The organism is Novipirellula herctigrandis (assembly GCA_007859835.1).
Taxonomy (GTDB): Bacteria; Planctomycetota; Planctomycetia; order Pirellulales; family Pirellulaceae; genus Novipirellula_A; species Novipirellula_A herctigrandis.
In genome coordinates, this window is sequence record SJPJ01000001.1 from 4,724,728 (window position 1) to 4,743,858 (window position 19,131).

A 19,131-nucleotide genomic window follows, 5' to 3' on the forward strand; every position below is an offset into this window, starting at 1 on the left:
CCAAGAACCTTTTGTTTCCACATGAATTTGGATTCCAACTGATGAAAAAAACTGCGTTTCTGCTTCTAATGCTTGCTGTTTCGTTCGTTGGAAAGAATCCGGCACAATCGCAAGAGTTCCCCAATCCAACGAACCTGCAAACTGTCCGCGGAGCAGCGTCAACGCTACAGCGCAGTTTGTCATTAATGGCTGAAAGCACAGCTGAAAAACGGAACCACGTCAAAGTATTGTTCTATGGTCAATCGATTACCGAACAAGATTGGTCACACGCGGTTGCCGATGATCTTCGGAAGCGTTTCCCTCATGCGGACTTGGAGATCGAGAACCGTGCGATAGGAGGCCATTCATCCCAGATTCTTAGCAAGACTGCTGAAGCCGATCTGTATCCTTTCTATCCTGATCTTTTGGTCTTTCACGTTTACGGGGATCATCGCGATTATGAAGCGATCATACGTCGAGTGCGTGAACAAACCACCGCTGACATTCTGCTTCAAAACGATCACTTTCAACGCAACGGAAAATTGGATGAAGAAAAAGACCCTGCAAACTTAACACCTGCGAATTGGGCTCCGTGGTTCAATCATGTATTTTTGCCTGGGTTGGCCGAGAAATACGATGTTGGCTTGCTTGACCAACGATCAGTATGGAAAACGTACTTAGAGGACAACCAACTCACACCCCGCGACTTGCTGCGCGATGGTGTACATCTTAACGAACACGGAAACCATCTTATGGCCGAGATAGTCAACTCAGGCTTGCAGTATACGCCTGGGACCACGGTGGTAGAGGATGATCGAGTGACAACGATTCCGATCAACTCAAACGATTGGACCGGAGGTCAACTTACGATTCCGTTCGAGGGCAATCGAGTCGACGTGATTACTGCAAATCAAGGCGAACCAAGAGAAGTTCAAGTCTTGGTAGACAACCGAAATCCGAGTGACTTTCCCAATGCATACTGCATGACCAAAACGAGCGGATATCTCGGCACGAATTGGCCATGCCTTTTGCAGATACAACGTGGCCCATCACCGGTCATCCCCGAAACATGGTCGATCCGAATCACCGAAGCTTCAGACGACTACAACCAATTTCGTTTCACGGTGACGGGTTCGGTCTCAGGCGATGATGGCGAAGGGACTGCGACAGAGACGTTTGTCTCCAATTCGGGTCGATTGAAAATTGAACCGCGAGATTGGAACCTCGCCTATTGCCGAAAGGTTTTTGAAAAGCCACTTACCGTTGACGCCGTCATTCAATTCGATGTGGTTCCCCAATTCAATGACCACTTCATAGCAAAAGCGAATCCGGATCCGACTCGGGAATCAACGGTTCGGTTGATCCAAGGTATTTCCAATGGTCAGCATACGTTGACCCTTATCGCAGACTCCGACACGCCAATTACCGCAGTGCGTGTCTATCGACCGCCGTTTGCCCGACAGACAAAATCAACTCCGAACGTGCTTGTCTTGTACGCCGATGACATGGGATTCGGAGACCTGAGTATTCAGAATCCTGCTTCAAAAATTCCAACACCGAATTTGGATGATTTGGCACGGCAATCGATGCGGTTCTCCAATGGCCACTCATCCTCGGGCATCTGCACGCCAAGCCGATATGCCTTGTTGACGGGGCGGTATCATTGGCGTGACTTTCATGAAATTGTCGGCCCATTTGGCAAGTCCGTTTTTGACGACAAACGGTTAACTTTGCCTGAGATGATGACGGCCTACGGATATACGACCGCCGCGATTGGCAAATGGCATCTTGGTTGGGATTGGGATGCAATAAAAAAACCCAATGCCAAGCCGATCACGGTGAGCGGATCAAAGCAGAAAAGCTATCCGCCCGAAGCGTTTGATTGGGACAAGGCAATCCCCGGTGGACCACTGGCTCACGGTTTTCATTCGTACTTTGGTGACACCGTCATCAACTTTCCTCCGTATTGCTGGATCCAAAATGATCGGGTTATCAAAGCTCCCGACGCGATGCTGGACACAAGCAAATGGAGACCCATCAAAGAAGGTAGCTGGGAATGTCGCCCAGGCCCAATGGCTTCGGATTGGGATCCTTACCAATGCCTCCCTACAATCACACATCGTGGTGTCGAATTTATTCATGCTCAAAAGGACAATGACAAACCGTTCTTTCTCTATTTTGCGTTTCCATCACCTCACGCGCCAATCATTCCCAACGATGCTTTTGACGGGCAATCAGAAGCGGGCCCCTATGGCGATTTTGTTGTCGAAACCGACAATGCGTGCGGTCAACTGCTAGATGCACTGCGTGAATCGGGCCAAGCCGACGACACCATCGTCATCTTTAGTGCCGACAATGGGCCCGAGAATTACGCATACGTTCGCGATGCAACCTACGACCATTGGTCAGCGGAACCTTTCCGTGGACTCAAACGCGACATTTACGAAGGAGGGCATCACGTTCCGTTTTTGATTCGCTGGCCCGGCGTCACCAAACCAGGAACGGTATCGGATAGTTTGGCGTCACAAATCGACATCATGGCGACCTTAGCCGATGCGATTGACTACGCGTTGCCCGAGGATGCAGCGGAAGATTCCCATAGCCTTCTGCCAATCATCCGAGGCGATTCGAATTTGGTTCGAACCGCTCACGTACATAACACTTACAAGAATGCTTATGCAATCCGCGAAGAAAACTGGTTGTTGATTGATTCGAAAACGGGATACCACCGAAAACCAAATCAAAAATGGGAAACCAAGCACCTCTACAATGCCGATGATGACCAAGCCGTTGAGTTGTATGATTTGTCGATTGACATCGGGCAACGCCACAATGTCGCTAGCCATCATCCCGATCGCGTTCGGTCAATGCAAGCGAGGCTAAAATCGATTCGCTCGGCCAAACATTCAGCACCTCGTTTTGATCCGTGACCCAAATTTGCCCGCCTCGCTATCGATTGTTTTCAAATCCCCGACCGTCACGTTTGCGGGGCAGGTGCATTGAGAAAGGATCGACGACGGCGAGTAATCGCTTCCCGTGTGTACAATTGCTCGGCTAACCAGTAGATCCCATTTCGAAGCTCGTCGACTGACATTTGCAAAGGTTCGAAGTTCACGTCAAACAAAGTACATCGATCCCATCGTCTCGGTTGCAAAATCCGGCCATCCTTTAGCAATCGGTCGTAGAGCGGGGTGCCTGGGAAGGCCGTCAGTATTGTTATTTGCACATCCCAAATTCCGGTTTCGTTAGCGAACTGCAAAACCTGTTCAAATATCGCAGGGCTTTGACTATCAAGCCCGAGAATGAAGCAGCCATTGACGGTGATTCCATGCGATTGGATTCGTTTAACCGCTTCTCGCGGGTCACCCTGGTAACGCGATTTAAAATTGGCGCGTAGCTCAATACCGTCAAGGGACTTTGGTTCCGGGCTTTCCAATCCAATCAGAACTTGTTTGCAACCCGCCTGACGCATCAACGCGAGAAGTTCATCGTCGTCGGCCACCGAAATATCCGTTTCCGTAAACCACTTGATTCGCTCAGGAATCAATTCGCGGCATAGACGCTTGCCCCATTGGTGGTCGACGAAAGTGTTGTCATCTGCAAACTCGACGAATGGTCGACGTTGAATTTGCTTGATCGCTCGGATATCCCGTATGACATCTGCCACCGGACGTTTGCGATACGGTTGCGACAGCATGACGTTGGACGCACAAAAATCGCAGCGCCACGGACAACCGCGTGTCGTTTGGACGGGAAAGCGAGTGTAAGGGCGGTTGGCCAACAAATCATAGCGAGGAACGGGGAGCGAACTGACCCTGATTGGCGGTGAATCCCGTGCGTCCCAAACCCGCCGCGTTGTTGAGGCCTCGATTTCGGGGACCGCTTCGCTCCACATTTGTTCGCCTTCGCCCAGAAAGACAAAATCCGCATGCTCAAGTGCTTCCCCTTGTTCCACGGTGACGTGTAATCCCCCCATCGCAACCTTCACCCCCTTAGCTCGTAAGCGATCCGCAATCGCGTAGGCTTCAAAGACCTGGGCTGAGAACGTACTAATGGCAACTAGGTCACAGTCGTAGACTTCGGTCGGCTCGCTTCCATCTCGCTCCGCTTCGAAATAATGCAATTCGTGGCCTGCGGGAGTCGCCGCTGCTAAGTACAGGAGTCCCAAGCTTGGCAATGCCGAGAGCACTTTCCCTCGTTCGATCACACCGGGAAGGGTCAGTCCAAGTTTCAACAGTTTCGCATCGTGTGCCCGTAAGCCACTCAATGCTAGGAATCCAATCTTCATGGTGGCCCATTTTGTAAGGTTTGGATGACGCCGATGAAAAGAGCGACGACGGGAATAAAGAACAAGTGCCGAAACGGCTTCTTCCAAGCGGTCAAAAAGCAGACCGTCGGCATCGCAATGCCGCCGATAATGAACGCCCACGAGGCAATTTGCGTTTCCAATAATCCGGTCGTCGGCGTCGAAACGCTAAAGAGGACATTCATCATCCCGAGTGCAGCTTGGGCGATATGCCCGAGTCGAAGGAGACGTCTACGAAACGAACCGTATCCGCCGAAAAAGTCCTCGCGATGGAAAAAGAGACCAATAATGGCCCCGGTGCCGAAAGCGGAAGCAATAAGGGCCCATCCGAAATACCAATTGAGTGTTGTCAAAGGACGTCCGTAGTGAAAGTGGCTGCAGCATCCTTTTCCGCAGGGCGATAATAGGCAACTGCAAAGAGAATGAGCATCACAAAATCAATCAGAACAAATGGCTTGAACAAAAAGGGACAACCAATCATTACCCAGTAATAGCTAACGATGCTAACATAGCTAATTTTTAGCAGCATCCCATAAGGCATGAGATTGCGATTGCGATGGGGATCTTTGGCAATGCTAAAGAACATGGTTCCAAAAACCATTAGCATCAGCGAACAGAATTGAACGTAGCCCCAATGACTAGGATGAGGGATACCAGAGGCGTCGAAGAGTTGTTTCCCAGCCAAAAGGAAAACCAAGCCAATCGCAAAGTCGTAAACCGCTGCGATGGCAAAGAGTATACGCGTTGTGAATCGTGACACGACATGCTCCCCGAGTGATATTTGGCTAACCGACCAGAGCCCGTCACTTATCTTAGCATACGAAAAATCCGCATGTGAAAACTCCACATGCGGAAATCGATTGCCGATTCGACTTGGTGAGCTTATCGCATTCCTAGAGCACCGTTGTACAAACTACGTTTGGAAACGCGTGGGACGGCGATCGGGGCGGGGTTGATGTCGAAGGGGATCATCGCGGCATGATTGACGGCAACGCCGTTTCGCTCGGGAACGTAGCGAGCAACACGCGAATTGAAGGCTCGATATTTTTCGATCGTTTGACGAATGTCCATCGCATACTCGAAACGCCCGTCGGGAAGCTCGCGGCCGAGCGATGCAAAACCACCTACCGTAACGAGCGACCGAGTACGATCGTGGAATTGGTATGCTTCAACGCCGTCGGCGCGAAGTTTTTTGCACATTTTGTCCGCATCGGCGGCGAATTTATCGAGCCGTTTGCCGCTCGGCTCGAACTCCTTTTCTTTCTTGCCATCAACGATCGTGCCGAGACCCTCAAAGGTTCCGACCACAACGGTGTACTTGGCTTTACAGTCGAGCAGGCTGTAGTCTTTGTCTTCGTTCAGTTGACGAACAAAGGAATCGACTTCGGGAGCATCAAAGTACTCCGCGGGCAACATCGGATTGCGCGTCACAAAGGCACTCGCCATCGGACCAAGTGTTTTGTCTTTGCGGATGGATAGCAGCTTTTGGCTCATCGCCTTAACGGAAGTCACTGGATTGATGCCGCTGGTTTCCTTTTCCACTTCTTCTTTGTCGGAGAAAATCGGCAATCGTGCTGTTTTGAGTGTTTGCAGGTCTTTGTCGATGTTTTCGTTTTCAACTCGGTCATATTCGCCCACCAAGACCGCGTAAGCTTCATATTGGTACGAGTTTGCATAGCGTTGATGACGATTGCCAGAATTGTGCTTATTGACCTCGCCGGTGAAGTCGAATCGTTCAAGATAAATGTAAGCAGGCAGGCCTAGCTCGCTGCGAATCTCCAATGCCAATCGCTTGGCTCTTGCTTTGGAGCCTTCGCCGACACAAGTGGATGCCAGTATCATCCATGGCCCATCTTCTTCGCTGAGCAAGTACTCGGCCGATGCATCCGCTTCGACTTTCGGTGAAGGACGAAACATGCGGAGAAATTCTGGGGGCGCGGCCGTCACGGATGGAATCGAAAGGGCGCAAAAACAGAACGTCAATGTGATTGAAATGCGTTTCGAAGTAAGCATTTGCCTTTTTCCGGGCGAGGAACGAACTAGGGACTCTTAGCAGATAGGCCGTCAATAACAAAAATGAACGACATGACGAAAGAGAAAAACTTGAGCGAAAGTGAGGAGTTTTTCGATATTTTTGACCCCTGTAGTAAAAACGGGTAATTGGCCTGTGAGAAAGCAAGTTCAAAAAGCGGTACAAGCCAGTGCTTCGCGACTCCGAAGTCCTGCCGACGCCATGCACCAAGTCGTCTGGATCACCGACCCGGTAGGCCATTTGCTGTACCGCCATAAGCAAGGTCTGGAGTTGCTTGAATCGCTGTCGTTTGATCATCCCGAAAAAATTCGTCCACCCCGATGATTTTGTCGCAGAAGCGACGGTTTGGCAGGAATGTATGGAAGATCGAACGGTGTATGAACGCGAACATCGGCTACCGACTATCCATGGCGAGTATCGTTGGTTCCTTTCACGTGGCATCCCGATTCGCGACGAGGACGACCAAATCGAGTGTTGGTACGGGACATCGACCGATATTCAAGAACTGAAAGATGGCGAGACGAATCTGATCGAACAACGTGATAAGAATTGTCAGTCAAAAAGATGGAAGCGATCGGCCGTTTAGCGGGCGGTGTTGCCCACAATTTTAATAACCTGCTGATGGTGATCCTGGGCGAATGCAGCCAACTGCTCACACAAGCCGAACAGAGAGGTAAAAACACGAGCAAAGAACCAGTGGATATTGAACAATCTTTAGGGTCACTACGAGCGATTCGCGACGCGGGTGAACGTGCCTCGGCATTGACCAATGCAACTCCTGACATTCAGTGGCCGAGTTCCCCTGGCCGCAGATACGATCGATCTGAATAAAAGGGATTGGCGAGATTGAAAACCTGTTAAGGAGAATGGTACCGAAGAAGACCCAAATTCCGTTTTGTTTCCACGCCGATCCCATTTGGGTCCAAAGCGATCCAACTCAATTGGAACAAATCGTTTTTAACCTCGTTTCCAATGCAAGCGATGCGATGCCCGAGGGAGGAAAGATCACGATCAACACGCAAACGTTGACCGGTGAGCAAGCCAAATGCATGCGACTTGCACCTTGCCAAGATGGGTATGCCGTTGTGTCCATTACCGATATTGGGCAGGGGCTCGATCCTGTGCAAGCGGACAAAGATGTTTGAGCCATTCTTCACCACCAAGCCTGTTGGGCAAGGGACGGGGCTTGGATTGGCAGTGGTTCACGGCCTTGTCGAACAATACCACGGTGTCGTCCGTGCCTCATCGACTGATACTGGAACGATGCTACAAGTGTTCCTGACTCAAAAAAGGGGGAAACGCGACAAAGAGTGTCAGTCATCAAGCAAGTTGTAGCGTGCAACGACGGTCGCTAATTCGGCAACCGAGTCAAGTTTCATCACTTCGAGGATGTGTTGACGGCGACGGTCGAGTGTTCGTGAACTGATTTGAAGTCTCATTGCGATCGCTTTGTTCGGCGCACCCGAGATCATTTCGCGAAGCACGTCGAGTTCATTTGCCGATAAACTGTGAATACGACGTCGAGCATCGTTGGCTTCGCTCCGCAACCGTCGCTGAGCTCGCGTCAGCTCAATTGCTTTGTCGACGGTCGAGAGCAATTGATTCGCATCCACCGGTTTTTCGATCAGCGAGACGGCACCTTGCTGCATCAGATTTACCGTCGTCGGAATATCGGCATGTGCAGTTAGCACAACGACCGACACCAACCGATCCAGTTCACGAATTTTTTCAAGAAGCTCCGCGCCATCCATCTCTGGCATCTTGAGATCGGTCACCACACAGTCAACCGACTCATCAAAAGCATCAAGTAGCTCGTTAGCCGTTTGATAACAACGACAATCATAACCCCCCGATTGAATCATCCGTTTGACTACATCGAGCACAGCTCGTTCATCATCAACGATACATACAAGAGGTTTCGTCATCCGCATCTTCCTAGCTAAATCGTGGGCAATCCCCTTCATTTTAACGTCGGAAAGGCAGCACATGGCAGAAAAACCTGAAGCTGGTGGGCTGAAAAAAAAAAACCGAGCCGCTTCCTAAATAAGAAACGGATCGGTCAATTCCTCATTCTCGCAGATCCAGGATTCCATCTTCGTCTAGCGAAAATGGTTCCGAATCTGTTCGCCCCACACTGAAACGAGAAGAGGTTCAGGATGTCCGCAAGCGTTTGCCCCAAACGCTTGTCGACTCCCTGACAGTAAACTTATCGGCCCATTTCGGACGATTGCGGTGGCGCTTCTGCGACAAAACGCAGTAAACATTCACAAATGCGTCCAGTATTGAATTACACCGCATCGCGTTCGCACAACCGTTCACTCCCCTTAGGGGGTAACAGGCATTCCACCGCGAAAGTTTACTGGGTGGATTCATCCACTCAATAACTCACTTCTTCAGCATATCACCGAAGGTTCGATTTGTTTTGCGAACCTTGTTCCGTACCACCGCTCGGCAGTAACCCGCGTTTGGATTTCGACGAAAGTAATCTTGGTGATACTCTTCGGCGGGGTAAAATTTGGTGGCTGGCTCAAGCGTTGTTACGATGTCACGGTCAAAGTCACCTGAATCGTTCAGTTTTTGAATGTACTTCTCGGCAATCTCTTTTTGCTTTTCATCGTGATAGAAGATAGCGCTACGGTACTGAGTCCCCTTATCGTTTCCTTGCCTATTGAGCGAGGTTGGATCATGTGTTTTGAAAAAGATCTCTAGGATCTCCTCGTAAGATCGAACGCTCGGATCGTAGTAAACTTCAACTGCCTCGGCATGCCCTGTTCGGCCCGTGCAGACTTGGGTGTAATTAGGCTTGGGAACCTGGCCGCCGATATAGCCGGAAACCACATCACCAACACCCGCGATCCGTTCATAGACTGCTTCAGTACACCAAAAACAACCACCGGCTACCGTAGCAACCGATTGAGTCGGCTGATTCGTCTGAGACAAAGTTGATGCTCCTTGAATTGGCTTTGATGGATTGGGTTGATCTGCAAAACCGCAGGACGACAAAAGAACAGGTAAGGCCAAAGCACCGATCAACATCCCCACATGGCGAATTATACCGTTAGGGTTGCGACCTGTACGGTGCACGGAGGGTGACGATATTGTTGAGTTTGTTTTCATTGAACTGCATACCTCGTTTATTGAATTGCTTCACCCTCCCTATCATAGCCACTCGACCAGGGGGGGGTAAAACTCTCTTTTTCCCTCAATTGGACTGCCTTCTCGAATGTTATCGTTTTTTGACCTTTCCCACACAGTCGATCCCAACGAGATCGATTCCCAACAACACGTGCATAATTTGCGGTACTTGCAATGGACGCTTTGGGCGGCCGGCAAACATTCCGCGGCGATCGGATGGGACGCCAAAGAAGCGGCCGCCGAGGGCCTCGGTTGGGTCGTTCGGCAACACGAAATCACCTACCGGGCTGCGGCATTCGCGAACGACGAGTTGATTGTACGAACATGGGTAAGCCAGATTCAACGCTACGCATCGACGCGAAAAACACTGATTTGCCGGCCAGCAGACAATGCGGTTCTAGCCAAGGTTCAAACACGTTGGGTTTACGTTGACCTTCGCAATCACAAGGTCATTGAAATTCCTGATGACGTCCGCGAGAAGATGGCGATATCGAAAACACCGGCACTGCCGTGGCATTGATCGCCCCGCAAAAGCCCCGCAAAAGCACCGTGAAAGCACCGTGAAAGCGTGTTCCAGTGGCTCATTTGAGCCGACTAAGAGTGAGTTTTTACTCGGTCGGTTTGGAACAATTCTTCTTTTCGGCAGTGTCTTCAAGAATGGTCTTAACGACGTCGACAAGTTGGTCAAGTCGGAACGGCTTGAACAGCACCCCTTTGGCATGAAGACCGTTTTGGCGCGCTTTTACGATCGAATGGCCTGGGTCGTAACCGAATCCGGTCATCAAAACCATCGGCACGTACTTCATCAATTCGCCTAAACGCAGCATCAATTGATAGCCACTATAATCGGGCAGCTTGATGTCACTAATGATCACGTCGTAGTGACTTGGATCGTCGCTGCCACGAACCATCAAGACCGCTTCGTCACCCTCGTGAGCTGTTTCAACGATACAGCCGTACCGTTCGAGTAACTCATGGGCATCCTCGCGAACTTGGTCGTCCGCGTCGACCACCAAGATGTGTTTGCCACGAAGTGCCGTATGATTAGGCGAATGAACGCCAACCGGGACCGCTTCCAATGGCGTCATCCGTTGGCCGATTTGTTGGATGGTTTGCTTGATGTCACGAGCATTTCGAAGTACGCGGCGAAGCCGGTCTGTTACTTCGCTGCTGTGACCGATGTATTGTTCCATCACGTTGACGGCGTCGTTCAAAATTTCGTCAACTGGCAACGCCACCGCGCTATGAATCGCGTCACAGCTTTGCTGGGCTGTATTCGCTTTTTGTGCTACCAACAATTCCAGCGTGTTCAGTGCGAACGCGATATCACGAGCAAAGATTTCGAGGAATTGCAGATCGCTATCCCCGAACGCGTCGACTTCGGGACTCTCGATGTTCACCGTGCCAAGGACTTGGTCGTTCAGGATCAGCGGCACTGTCAAAGAACTGCGTGAATTGGCAACGCCCGGAATAAACAATGGATCGTTGACGACATCGTGACATATATAACTGACACCACTGGCCGCCACGTAGCCGGTCACACCATTGCCTTGAGGATGAGCAAAGAGCTGGCGGTCGGCTGCGTCTTGATCAATTCCGACACTAAGAAGTGGCATCAAGGTGCCCGTGGCTTGTTCGAGCAGGCGAATCTCGATGACATCAAAGTTCAGCAGGTCGCTCAAATAATGTCGGATGTTTTCTTTGAGAAGATCAATTCGCTCGTCGACTTCCATCATGAAAATTTCGGAGGGGCGTAAATCCGCCAACTCACGACCGGCTTGATGGATTGCCGCCAACTTCTGTTGCTGAAGGATCTCTTCGGTGATGTCGTTCACCGTAACGACCAATTGGCGGCTGTGGTCGGGATGCATCATCGGTGCCGCGTGGACTTGGAAATAGCGGCTATCTTCGGTGTGCAGTGTACTGTTGCTCTCGTCTCCAGTCGCCAGTGCTGTGTGGAAAGGGCAAAAATCAGGCCCCATGATCTCGGGATTCGAAAGCATTTCGTAGAAGTTCATCCCAATCGGCGACTCCGTTCGGGCAGCCCACTTCAAAAGCCGCCGATTCGCCCACAAAACTCTCAAGTCCGAGTCAAGAAGGGCAACTCCTTCGGGCATATCGCGGAGCATGATTCCACTTTGCGAGATTCCCCGAAGCTCACTGACCTGAGGTAATTGTTCGCGAGAGATCCAGACGCCGTCAATTGCGGGGTCTTCAAGTTGGTCGACGACTGCTGTGGAGCCATCGACTAGAACAAGATCCTCTTCGGGGATGTCCGCCGGTAACGTCATCGGATCGCCGATACAAATTACTTTGCGCGGCGTCACTATGTTCTGTGTTGATTGTGTTGATCGATTCATCGATCTTCTCCCACCGGGGAAACCTCGTGGAAAAGCTAGCGGAATGACGATTGAGGGTGTGATGCTAACATCATCGAAAACTCCCCCCTCCGAGCCAACCCGCCCGCGATCGTCGCGTGCTTGTCCAACACTATCATAAAGACTTCACCTCACCTCGTCATAGTGAGGTATCTACAGATTATCGAGATCTGACGCACGGAGCATCATAGATTGCCTTCAAGGGCCGGATTTTTGCAAATGCTTTCGCAAATCCCCAATTGAATTTTCCGGAGATACCCAGCCGAAACGTCATCGGACCACTAAAAGAGACGCGTCGTCGCTTTGACGATAGCGCAGGGGATTTCCGGATTCTCGCCGTTTGTGACTGCCAACTACGCATACCGTTGAATCATTGTCGCAGCGACGCCAATCACAAAATCGATGTCTCGTGGATCGCTGGTGAGCAAATGATCGGCGCCCGGCAGCGATACCAACGAGGCCAACGACTCCCCATCCACTCCACTTTGCCTTGTCTCGCTATCCGGCACATTGCTATCCGGCACATTGCTATCCGGCACATTGCTATCCGGCACATTGCTATCCGGCACATTGCTATCCGGCACGTTGCTATCCGGCACATTGATCAAGCTCATGATCCGAATGGCATGTTCAAAACCAACAATGTCGTCTTGCGGCGATTGAAACAACATCGTCGGAATGGCAACCCGCGCAATCAGGCGAGTCAGATCGTAGTGGCGGTAGTTGTCAACCATTTGCTTGCGGATTGACCAAGTGAGGCCGCCAATCACCACATCGCCAACCCCTTCGCTGTCAATTGCCGGATTCATCCGCACCAAACGGTCTGCCAAGTGATCCGTATCACTCGGAGCGGCAAGCGAGATGAGACTACGAAGATTGGATCGCGTCGGTTGGTCAATATCCAAATCCGAACCAGCGATCGCCAGCGAAGCGGCACCACCAAAACTATGACCAAACAGAGTCGTGACCATGCCCAATTCTGACTGGGCAAACTCAATTGCTGCCCGCAAATCATCAAGATTGGTCAAGAAATTGGTTTGCGAAAAGTCGCCACGACTGCCACCAAGCCCCGTCATGTCGTATCGCAGCACCGCGATACCATGCTCGGAAAGCCCGCGCGCGATACGAACAATTGCCTTTAAGTCTTTGCTACAAGTGAAACAATGACTCAACACAACCACCGGAACCGACTGGGACGTATCAGGACGATCAACGATCCCCGCCAAGTCTTCACCGACGCCACTGGAAAACTTGACGCGATACGATTTTCGAATCATTGCGAGCGACGTCTACGAGCGACTACCCGGAGCGGTGATCCGCCCGCCGCGAAACGCTTCGGCCATCGCCATTGGCACTTTCGCTTCGGCCAAAACTAATTGCGAGCGGTTATCGGCCACTTTGGCTTTCATCTGTTGTTCTTCGGCGATCGCTTCGGCACGCCGTCGTTCGGCCTGAGCCCGGGCGACTCGCGTGTCCGCTTCCGCTTGATCACTTTGCAATCGAGCACCAATGTTTTCGCCAACATCAATATCCGCGATGTCGATCGACACAATTTCGAAAGCGGTTTGAGCATCAAGGCCCCGTGACAAGACCACTCGCGTGATCAGGTCGGGATTCTCAAGCACTTTAAAGTGATCTTCCGCCGAACCGATCGAACTGATGATCGCTTCGCCTACTCGCGCGATCACCGTGTCTTCGGTGGCACCGCCGATCAATTGTTCAATGTTGGTCCTCACCGTGACCCGAGCACGCACGCGGAGTTCAATTCCGTTTCGAGTGATTGCACTGAGGGTTGTCTTCCCACTTCGGCTTGGGTCGGGGCAATCGATCACTTTTGGATAGACACTCGTTTGCACTGCGTCAAGCACGTCGCGGCCAGCCAAATCAATTGCGGCGGCTTGGTCAAAGTCAAGGGGAATCTCAGCCCGATGAGCTGCGATGATCGCATGGATCACGTTCATCACATTGCCACCAGCCAAGTAGTGAGCCTCTAGACGCCGCGTGCTAATGCCATCGCGACGATCAATGCTCAATCCAGCCTGGGCGGACATGACCTTCGCCTGCACAATTACTTGCGGACTCACTTTGGTAAAATGCATCCGAATCAAACTGACCAAACTAACGTCGGCCACCGACATGTAAGCTTGGAACCAAAGTTTTCCGTAGCGAACGAAAAAGAACCCTAAAATCGCTAAGAGAAACAGGACGAACAAGAGGCCAGCCAACGTGACCACCTGCATCGGCCCCGTTTGACCGACAAGCGAAAGAGTGAAGGAAGTAACCGAAGCAAGTGAGCTAGCCAGTAGGATTTCGGGGAGCATCATGGTGTCGCGTTCCAGTGGATTGATCGGGCCCGATGAATGAAACAACCGCGGGAACCCTTGATCATAGAGCCTCCGACGGTGCGTGCAAGTATTGTGGCCACCATTGGCCCGTGTTTTGGATGGGGCCCGTGTTTTGGATGGAGCCCGTGTTTTGGATGGAGCCCGTGTTTTGGATGGAGCCCGTGTTTTGGATGGAGCCTGCGTTTTGGATGGGGCCCGTGTTACAAAAGGGGCCCTTGGTTCAAAAGGCGTCCGAGGCGTTGTGGGATGCCTGTGGGGAATTTACATGAAGTCGTTCTCAACCCATTGATTTGGACTCTGGACGCTTCTGTTTTCGACTCCGACCGCATTCCAAGAGCGGATTAGCCCTCTTTTTGAAACGCCTCACTAGGTCACCAGCTCGTCAGCTCATCGTGGAAGCCAATGTTTTCCCAGTTGCCGCGTCTCGTTCGGCCTGTTTGAGCGTCTCCATTGCTTTCCATGCCGGATGATCGCTGATCGGGCTGGCTCGGTGTGCCAAAAGTAGAATCTCGCCCAAATCAATCTTGTCCGCTGGTCGGGCCAACGTCAACGAATCGTCCTGATCGGCCCCCTTGGAAACGTGGCGAAGCATTTCAGCGTCAACCAACTTTTGGACCATTTCTTTGACCACCCCACCGCCAAGCCCCAATCGATCCGCCAATTCTTGAAAATCGATCGTCTCTCCTTTCTCAAACGCCTCGGCTGCCTCGATCATGATCGGCAACATCCAATCAGGATCACCCGGCAATATCCCCCCTTCGTTCCATTGATTCCGGCTCGGTCGACGCCCCCGGAGCGTTTGTAGCGTATGGGTCAAGATCAACCCGAATAAGAAAATCCACCATGTGACATAAATCCAAAACAGAAACAACGGAATCAGTCCGAGTGACGCATAGAGAGCCGCATACGGCAGTGCAGTGACCACATAGATCTGGAACCCGAACTTGGCCGCTTCCCAAAGCAACGCACCGACAAACGACCCGATTGCCGCAGCGCGGACTGACACATGCGTGTTAGGCATCAACGCATAGAGCAAGAACAACAACACCCAACCAGCTAAAATCGACAAACAATGACTTAAGAACACTTGCACATTCGTCCCCAAACCGATCGCAGCGACCCACTGGACTGCTTGCCCAGACAAATACAAACTGATCGCTAACAATCCGCCGCCAAGCGTAATGATCGACCAATGAATCGCGATGCGAATGTGAATCGGTCGATGCGTGGGTGCTTCGAAGATCAAATTGAAAATCGATTCCGTTGCGTTGGCTAACGCTATCGCAGCGTAAATAAACAGCAGCAACCCGATCACGCCGATGGATGCGAAGTCCAATGATGCAATCTTCACAGTTGCTTCATGAAGCGCCCGGCGAATTCCGGCACGCGCTTGCCGTCTGGACTCCGCGGCGATGTCGTTGGCCTCGCTACTGTTTGACTCATGGTTGATCTCTTCCAATGACGACGACGGATCCACTGGTACGCTATCCGATTCAGCAGAGCCAGCCGGCTCTATTGATTCGGCGGGCTCTGCTAGTTCGGCGGGCTCTGCTAATTCGGCCGGCTCTGCTAATTCGGCCGGCTCTGCTAATTCGGCCGGCTCTGCTAATTCGGCCGGCTCTGCGTTGGCAAACGGTATACCCTCCGATTCATCCATTGCCTCCGACGCCGATTCGTCAAGAATATCCTCGGTACTCTGGTAGGCACCGGGAATCTCGGGGACGCCAAAGAACGAATAGAGACCGTCTTCGACTTCCTGTCGCACATCGCTGAGCCCTCCGACGATCCGAAACATCACCAACCCCAGTACGACGACCGGAATCAACGAAAAGATGGTCCGGTAGGTCAATTCGGCCGCCATCCCTTCCGCACGATGATGGATCAATTGCCGAATACAGTGTGCCGTCAATTCCCAGGCATAACGAAGTTGGTGTTGTCGACGAGTCAGTTCTTCACGAGGCTGGCGAACCGCGTCGACGAGGTAGTTGAAAAAGTTTCGCATCTCGTTTAACTCGTCGCGTCAGTGGCTGCTTTGAACATGTTACAAAAAGGGGGCAATGACGCCGGTTATACAACAAGTCGCCCATGGCGTGACCAGCAATAACTCGGCGACTCGCGCCAGCACTCCTGTTATCAACGCCCCCTTTTTCGTATCCTACTGCACCTAACTTCCCCAGCCCTAATGTTTTGAATCAAAATGCCACAAACCGCCCCCTTTTCCGCCGTTCGCTATAACATGGACCACGTTGGATCGATTTCGGACGTCATCGCGCCGCCCTACGACGTGATCGACCCGGAGCTGCAAGATCAACTGTATAAGCGACATGCCGCCAACGTCATTCGCATCATTCTTAATCGCCCAGAACCCGGCGACAGCGGCGACGAAAAATACGAGCGTGCAGCCAAGTTCGTCCAGCAGTGGAAAAGCGAAGGGGTGCTCAAGCAAGACGAAGCGCCGGCTTACTACGTCTATCATCAACAATTCACCATCGATGGACAGACTTTCAACCGTCGTGGATTCATGGCCCGCGTGAGGTTGCAGCCGTTCGGCCAAGGCAACATTTATCCTCACGAGGAAACGCACCCCAAGGCGAAAGTCGATCGCCTAAAATTGACAAAAGCGACCAAGCAAAACAACAGCCAGATCTTTGGCCTTTATCCCGACCCTGAAAACGAAGTCATCACTTTGCTGGACGAAGCGACCAAGGGAGTCACGCCTGTCGAAGCAATCGACCATCTCGATGTCAAGCATGTGCTTTGGCCCGTGACCGACGAGGCAGTAGTCGCCAAGGTTAGCAAGTTGATGGAAGATAAACCGATGTTCGTTGCCGACGGACACCATCGTTACGAAACCGCATGCAACTATAAAGAATTTCTAACCGAAGAGATGGGAGAGTTGCCCGCCGATCACCCCGGCAACTACGTGATGACGATGCTAGTCGGAATGAGCGATCCAGGGATGATCGTATTGCCGACGCATCGTTTGCTTCGCGGCACGACACGGTTCTCATCCGCACAAATTATCGCCCAATTGGCTGGCATGTTCGAATGCGAAGTGAGTTCGGGTGGACTCGACGCCGCAACGACCGTTTGGTCGGCGATGGCATCGGCAGATAACCAAGGATTGATTGGTTTGTACGCGACCCAAGATGATACATGGGTGCTTTGTAAAGCGACCGACGGTGCCTATACCAAGATGAAGGAGTTGGCAGACGACAAGAGCGACGATTGGCAACAACTCGGCGTTAGCTTGCTACATCGATTGGTGATCGATAATTTGTTGGATTGCAAAGATCATCCCAAACCGACGTACGTCCATGACGTCAGCGAAGTGATCGAAGGAATGCGAGGTGAAGGAAGCCAAGCGGAAAGCGACAGCGATGAACCTTACACGCTCGCTGCATTAGTCATGCCTGCGAAACTAGAGCATGTCGAAGCAATCAGTTTGCACAAAGAACGGATGCCGGCCAAAAGCACCTACTTCTTTCCAAAGCTATTGAGCGGTTTAACATTTAATCCACTCGCGTAGCAAATAATCCACTCGCGTAGCAAATATTCCACTCGCGTAGCAGAACACTCAACGCGGACTGCTCGGACAAGGGGGTTTCCGTTTCGCAATCAACACGCGTAGACTCCGTTAGGACAAGCCTAGCGGAAGTGGAAAAGCAGAGCATGGTTGTCACCCAACGCAAGTTCAACCCTGGGTTGGAACTCGTGACACTTCACTGCTCCAATTTAGGAAACAGAAGTGTTCCGAAGCCGACGTGGTCTGCATGAAACCCAGCTCCCTCGGGTCGTATCTTCTCGATGACAGCCTGCGTGTACGGCATTTCGAGTCTTTGCCGAGGATGATAGTGATTCCAAGCCATCTCCCAAATCGGACGCAGGCGGTGGCGACCTTCTTTGGAAATGAATCGGTGATGGTATTTGCCCGTGATATCGATCGTAGGCTCAAACAGCACCCCCTGACCTAAATTATACTTGGCCGTGTACTCGAAACCTTTTAGCAAGCGATTGTCCGCAGCGGTATACAAGTCGACTCCTTGGTGCCAAGCAACTTCACAACTCTCTGCCAACTGACCCAACCCCAATTGTGTGTGCTGTTGATCACGGCCACTTTCTTGACATTGGCCGAATTCGTTGATCACGTAATGAGTGATCGCCCCGTTGCCCTCACCATCCAAATAATACTGTGTAGCTCGATCGAACATCGCTTGGTCGTCACAAAACACAGCGATTGCCATCACGGTCTTGATACAAGCGCCGTCCCAGTTTCCATTCGCAAACGGTGCAAAATTTTTCACCGTCGGATAGATCGCCTCGCGAAACATCTCTTCCGCACGAGCGATCTTTTCGGGAGACCAATCATCGTATCGCCAACGCATCAGCTCAGCGGCTGAAACAAATTTGAATCCATACAAGCCCGCGGCCAAGTGCGAGTCATGCCCAACAATGCCACGTAGTCTCAACGACCAAGCATCGATGATCTCAACCGCTTTCTCAGCATGTGCTTTGTTGCCGTTAATACAGTACATCAAAGCATTCTGGTAAGCCGCGTTCGCGTCCAATGCAAATTCATTGTTTCCCGCGCCGGGACGATGGACAACCGAAAAGGGCCCTCGCATTCGATAATTGGCTTGCGATTGAGCATGTTTCGCAAATATCGCAAAGCCATCAACCGTTGGTTGCACTTCGTCCTTGACTTGCCTAGCAATACGATCAAGATCCTCCGATGTATGCAGCAGACCTGGATGACGAAAGCTGTTTCGAACCGGCCGATCAACAACATCCGCTGCGTGTGCCGGGAAGGAGCAAATAAGCAGCCATGCAAAGAAGCACTCGACAGATAATCGGCGCGGATCGAAAGCTCTCATCGGCGGATGGATTTTTGTCTCACAAGTAGTCAAACAAGATGTGATTTGTAGTACGACAATCTCACGCCGCTGAAACCCTGAG

The 19,131-nt window shown here is 51.5% G+C and carries 18 protein-coding genes; 7 read left to right on the forward strand and 11 right to left on the reverse strand.

Annotated features, from left to right (window positions below; genetic code table 11):
• The first annotated feature begins 41 nt into the window (after nt 1-41).
• Nucleotides 42-2,909: a sulfatase-like hydrolase/transferase gene (locus CA13_RS17330; RefSeq protein WP_419194497.1), complete on the forward strand. Its 2,868-nt coding sequence runs from the start codon at nt 42-44 to the stop codon at nt 2,907-2,909.
• 47 nt (nt 2,910-2,956) lie between these two features.
• Here the strand turns inward: CA13_RS17330 and CA13_RS17335 are convergent, their stop codons facing one another.
• The 4 genes from CA13_RS17335 to CA13_RS17350 all read right to left on the reverse strand — a co-directional run bounded on the left by CA13_RS17335 (nt 2,957) and on the right by CA13_RS17350 (nt 6,202).
• A complete protein-coding gene (locus CA13_RS17335) occupies nt 2,957-4,267 on the reverse strand; it encodes a B12-binding domain-containing radical SAM protein (protein WP_146398699.1) in 1,311 nt (436 codons plus the stop codon).
• Nucleotides 4,264-4,638 carry a hypothetical protein gene (locus CA13_RS17340; protein WP_146398701.1) on the reverse strand — a complete coding sequence of 125 codons (375 nt, stop codon included), beginning with the start codon at nt 4,636-4,638 and terminating at the stop codon, nt 4,264-4,266. Before CA13_RS17340 ends, CA13_RS17335 begins: the two co-directional genes overlap by 4 nt.
• Complete coding sequence (locus CA13_RS17345; RefSeq protein ID WP_146398703.1) at nt 4,635-5,045, reverse strand: hypothetical protein; 411 nt, start codon at nt 5,043-5,045, stop codon at nt 4,635-4,637. The genes CA13_RS17340 and CA13_RS17345 overlap by 4 nt, the downstream gene beginning before the upstream one ends.
• Nucleotides 5,046-5,167: 122 nt before the next feature.
• Nucleotides 5,168-6,202, reverse strand: coding sequence for a hypothetical protein (locus CA13_RS17350; protein WP_419194498.1), 1,035 nt, complete (start codon nt 6,200-6,202; stop codon nt 5,168-5,170).
• 389 nt (nt 6,203-6,591) lie between these two features.
• Between CA13_RS17350 and CA13_RS17355 the strand changes: the two genes are divergently transcribed.
• The 4 genes from CA13_RS17355 to CA13_RS17370 are packed head-to-tail and all read left to right on the forward strand — an operon-like array spanning nt 6,592 to nt 7,652.
• The gene (locus tag CA13_RS17355; RefSeq protein WP_419194499.1) at nt 6,592-6,903 is read left to right on the forward strand and encodes a PAS domain-containing protein; all 312 of its coding nucleotides are present in this window, start codon (nt 6,592-6,594) and stop codon (nt 6,901-6,903) included.
• A complete protein-coding gene (locus CA13_RS17360) occupies nt 6,882-7,148 on the forward strand; it encodes a hypothetical protein (protein WP_146398707.1) in 267 nt (88 codons plus the stop codon). The genes CA13_RS17355 and CA13_RS17360 overlap by 22 nt, the downstream gene beginning before the upstream one ends.
• Before the next feature lie 35 nt (nt 7,149-7,183).
• Complete coding sequence (locus tag CA13_RS17365; protein WP_146398709.1) at nt 7,184-7,462, forward strand: ATP-binding protein; 279 nt, start codon at nt 7,184-7,186, stop codon at nt 7,460-7,462.
• Nucleotides 7,455-7,652, forward strand: coding sequence for an ATP-binding protein (locus CA13_RS17370; protein WP_419194500.1), 198 nt, complete (start codon nt 7,455-7,457; stop codon nt 7,650-7,652). The genes CA13_RS17365 and CA13_RS17370 overlap by 8 nt, the downstream gene beginning before the upstream one ends.
• Here the strand turns inward: CA13_RS17370 and CA13_RS17375 are convergent.
• Together CA13_RS17375 and msrA are read right to left on the reverse strand one after the other, a co-directional pair.
• On the reverse strand, nt 7,631-8,242 hold the full coding sequence (locus tag CA13_RS17375) for a response regulator transcription factor (RefSeq protein WP_419194501.1): 612 nt from the start codon (nt 8,240-8,242) through the stop codon (nt 7,631-7,633). The two genes, CA13_RS17370 and CA13_RS17375, sit on opposite strands and share 22 nt — an antisense overlap.
• Before the next feature lie 460 nt (nt 8,243-8,702).
• The gene (gene msrA, locus CA13_RS17380; protein ID WP_473087466.1) at nt 8,703-9,257 is read right to left on the reverse strand and encodes a peptide-methionine (S)-S-oxide reductase MsrA; all 555 of its coding nucleotides are present in this window, start codon (nt 9,255-9,257) and stop codon (nt 8,703-8,705) included.
• 283 nt (nt 9,258-9,540) lie between these two features.
• Here msrA and CA13_RS17385 point away from each other — a divergent pair, with 283 nt between their 5' ends.
• A complete protein-coding gene (locus tag CA13_RS17385; protein WP_146398713.1) occupies nt 9,541-9,972 on the forward strand; it encodes an acyl-CoA thioesterase in 432 nt (143 codons plus the stop codon).
• A gap of 88 nt (nt 9,973-10,060) precedes the next feature.
• Here the strand turns inward: CA13_RS17385 and CA13_RS17390 are convergent, their stop codons facing one another.
• The 4 genes from CA13_RS17390 to CA13_RS17405 all read right to left on the reverse strand — a co-directional run bounded on the left by CA13_RS17390 (nt 10,061) and on the right by CA13_RS17405 (nt 16,177).
• Nucleotides 10,061-11,812: a hybrid sensor histidine kinase/response regulator gene (locus CA13_RS17390; protein WP_146398715.1), complete on the reverse strand. Its 1,752-nt coding sequence runs from the start codon at nt 11,810-11,812 to the stop codon at nt 10,061-10,063.
• A gap of 371 nt (nt 11,813-12,183) precedes the next feature.
• Nucleotides 12,184-13,107, reverse strand: coding sequence for an alpha/beta hydrolase family protein (locus CA13_RS17395; RefSeq protein ID WP_146398717.1), 924 nt, complete (start codon nt 13,105-13,107; stop codon nt 12,184-12,186).
• 12 nt (nt 13,108-13,119) lie between these two features.
• Complete coding sequence (gene floA / locus CA13_RS17400; protein WP_146403735.1) at nt 13,120-14,070, reverse strand: flotillin-like protein FloA; 951 nt, start codon at nt 14,068-14,070, stop codon at nt 13,120-13,122.
• Between the two features lie 487 nt (nt 14,071-14,557).
• Nucleotides 14,558-16,177: a YihY/virulence factor BrkB family protein gene (locus CA13_RS17405; protein WP_146398719.1), complete on the reverse strand. Its 1,620-nt coding sequence runs from the start codon at nt 16,175-16,177 to the stop codon at nt 14,558-14,560.
• A gap of 195 nt (nt 16,178-16,372) precedes the next feature.
• On the opposite strand from CA13_RS17405, the gene CA13_RS17410 reads away from it, so the two are divergent.
• The gene (locus tag CA13_RS17410) at nt 16,373-17,704 is read left to right on the forward strand and encodes a DUF1015 domain-containing protein (RefSeq protein ID WP_146398721.1); all 1,332 of its coding nucleotides are present in this window, start codon (nt 16,373-16,375) and stop codon (nt 17,702-17,704) included.
• A gap of 193 nt (nt 17,705-17,897) precedes the next feature.
• On the opposite strand, the gene CA13_RS17415 is transcribed toward CA13_RS17410, so the two are convergent.
• Nucleotides 17,898-19,049, reverse strand: a complete 1,152-nt coding sequence (locus CA13_RS17415; protein ID WP_419194502.1) for an alginate lyase family protein — start codon at nt 19,047-19,049, stop codon at nt 17,898-17,900.
• Between the last annotated feature and the right edge of the window lie 82 nt (nt 19,050-19,131).

What these genes read in the sequence shown, in the direction of transcription:
- CA13_RS17330 (WP_419194497.1), top strand. Translation starts at nt 42, where the DNA reads ATGAAAAAAACTGCGTTTCTGCTTCTAATGCTTGCTGTTTCGTTCGTT.
- CA13_RS17335 (WP_146398699.1), bottom strand. Translation starts at nt 4,267, where the DNA reads ATGAAGATTGGATTCCTAGCATTGAGTGGCTTACGGGCACACGATGCG.
- CA13_RS17350 (WP_419194498.1), bottom strand. Translation starts at nt 6,202, where the DNA reads ATGTTTCGTCCTTCACCGAAAGTCGAAGCGGATGCATCGGCCGAGTAC.
- CA13_RS17360 (WP_146398707.1), top strand. Translation starts at nt 6,882, where the DNA reads ATGGAAGCGATCGGCCGTTTAGCGGGCGGTGTTGCCCACAATTTTAAT.
- CA13_RS17365 (WP_146398709.1), top strand. Translation starts at nt 7,184, where the DNA reads ATGGTACCGAAGAAGACCCAAATTCCGTTTTGTTTCCACGCCGATCCC.
- CA13_RS17370 (WP_419194500.1), top strand. Translation starts at nt 7,455, where the DNA reads ATGTTTGAGCCATTCTTCACCACCAAGCCTGTTGGGCAAGGGACGGGG.
- CA13_RS17375 (WP_419194501.1), bottom strand. Translation starts at nt 8,242, where the DNA reads ATGACGAAACCTCTTGTATGTATCGTTGATGATGAACGAGCTGTGCTC.
- CA13_RS17385 (WP_146398713.1), top strand. Translation starts at nt 9,541, where the DNA reads ATGTTATCGTTTTTTGACCTTTCCCACACAGTCGATCCCAACGAGATC.
- CA13_RS17390 (WP_146398715.1), bottom strand. Translation starts at nt 11,812, where the DNA reads ATGAATCGATCAACACAATCAACACAGAACATAGTGACGCCGCGCAAA.
- CA13_RS17395 (WP_146398717.1), bottom strand. Translation starts at nt 13,107, where the DNA reads ATGATTCGAAAATCGTATCGCGTCAAGTTTTCCAGTGGCGTCGGTGAA.
- floA (WP_146403735.1), bottom strand. Translation starts at nt 14,070, where the DNA reads ATGCAGGTGGTCACGTTGGCTGGCCTCTTGTTCGTCCTGTTTCTCTTA.
- CA13_RS17405 (WP_146398719.1), bottom strand. Translation starts at nt 16,177, where the DNA reads ATGCGAAACTTTTTCAACTACCTCGTCGACGCGGTTCGCCAGCCTCGT.
- CA13_RS17410 (WP_146398721.1), top strand. Translation starts at nt 16,373, where the DNA reads ATGCCACAAACCGCCCCCTTTTCCGCCGTTCGCTATAACATGGACCAC.
- CA13_RS17415 (WP_419194502.1), bottom strand. Translation starts at nt 19,049, where the DNA reads ATGAGAGCTTTCGATCCGCGCCGATTATCTGTCGAGTGCTTCTTTGCA.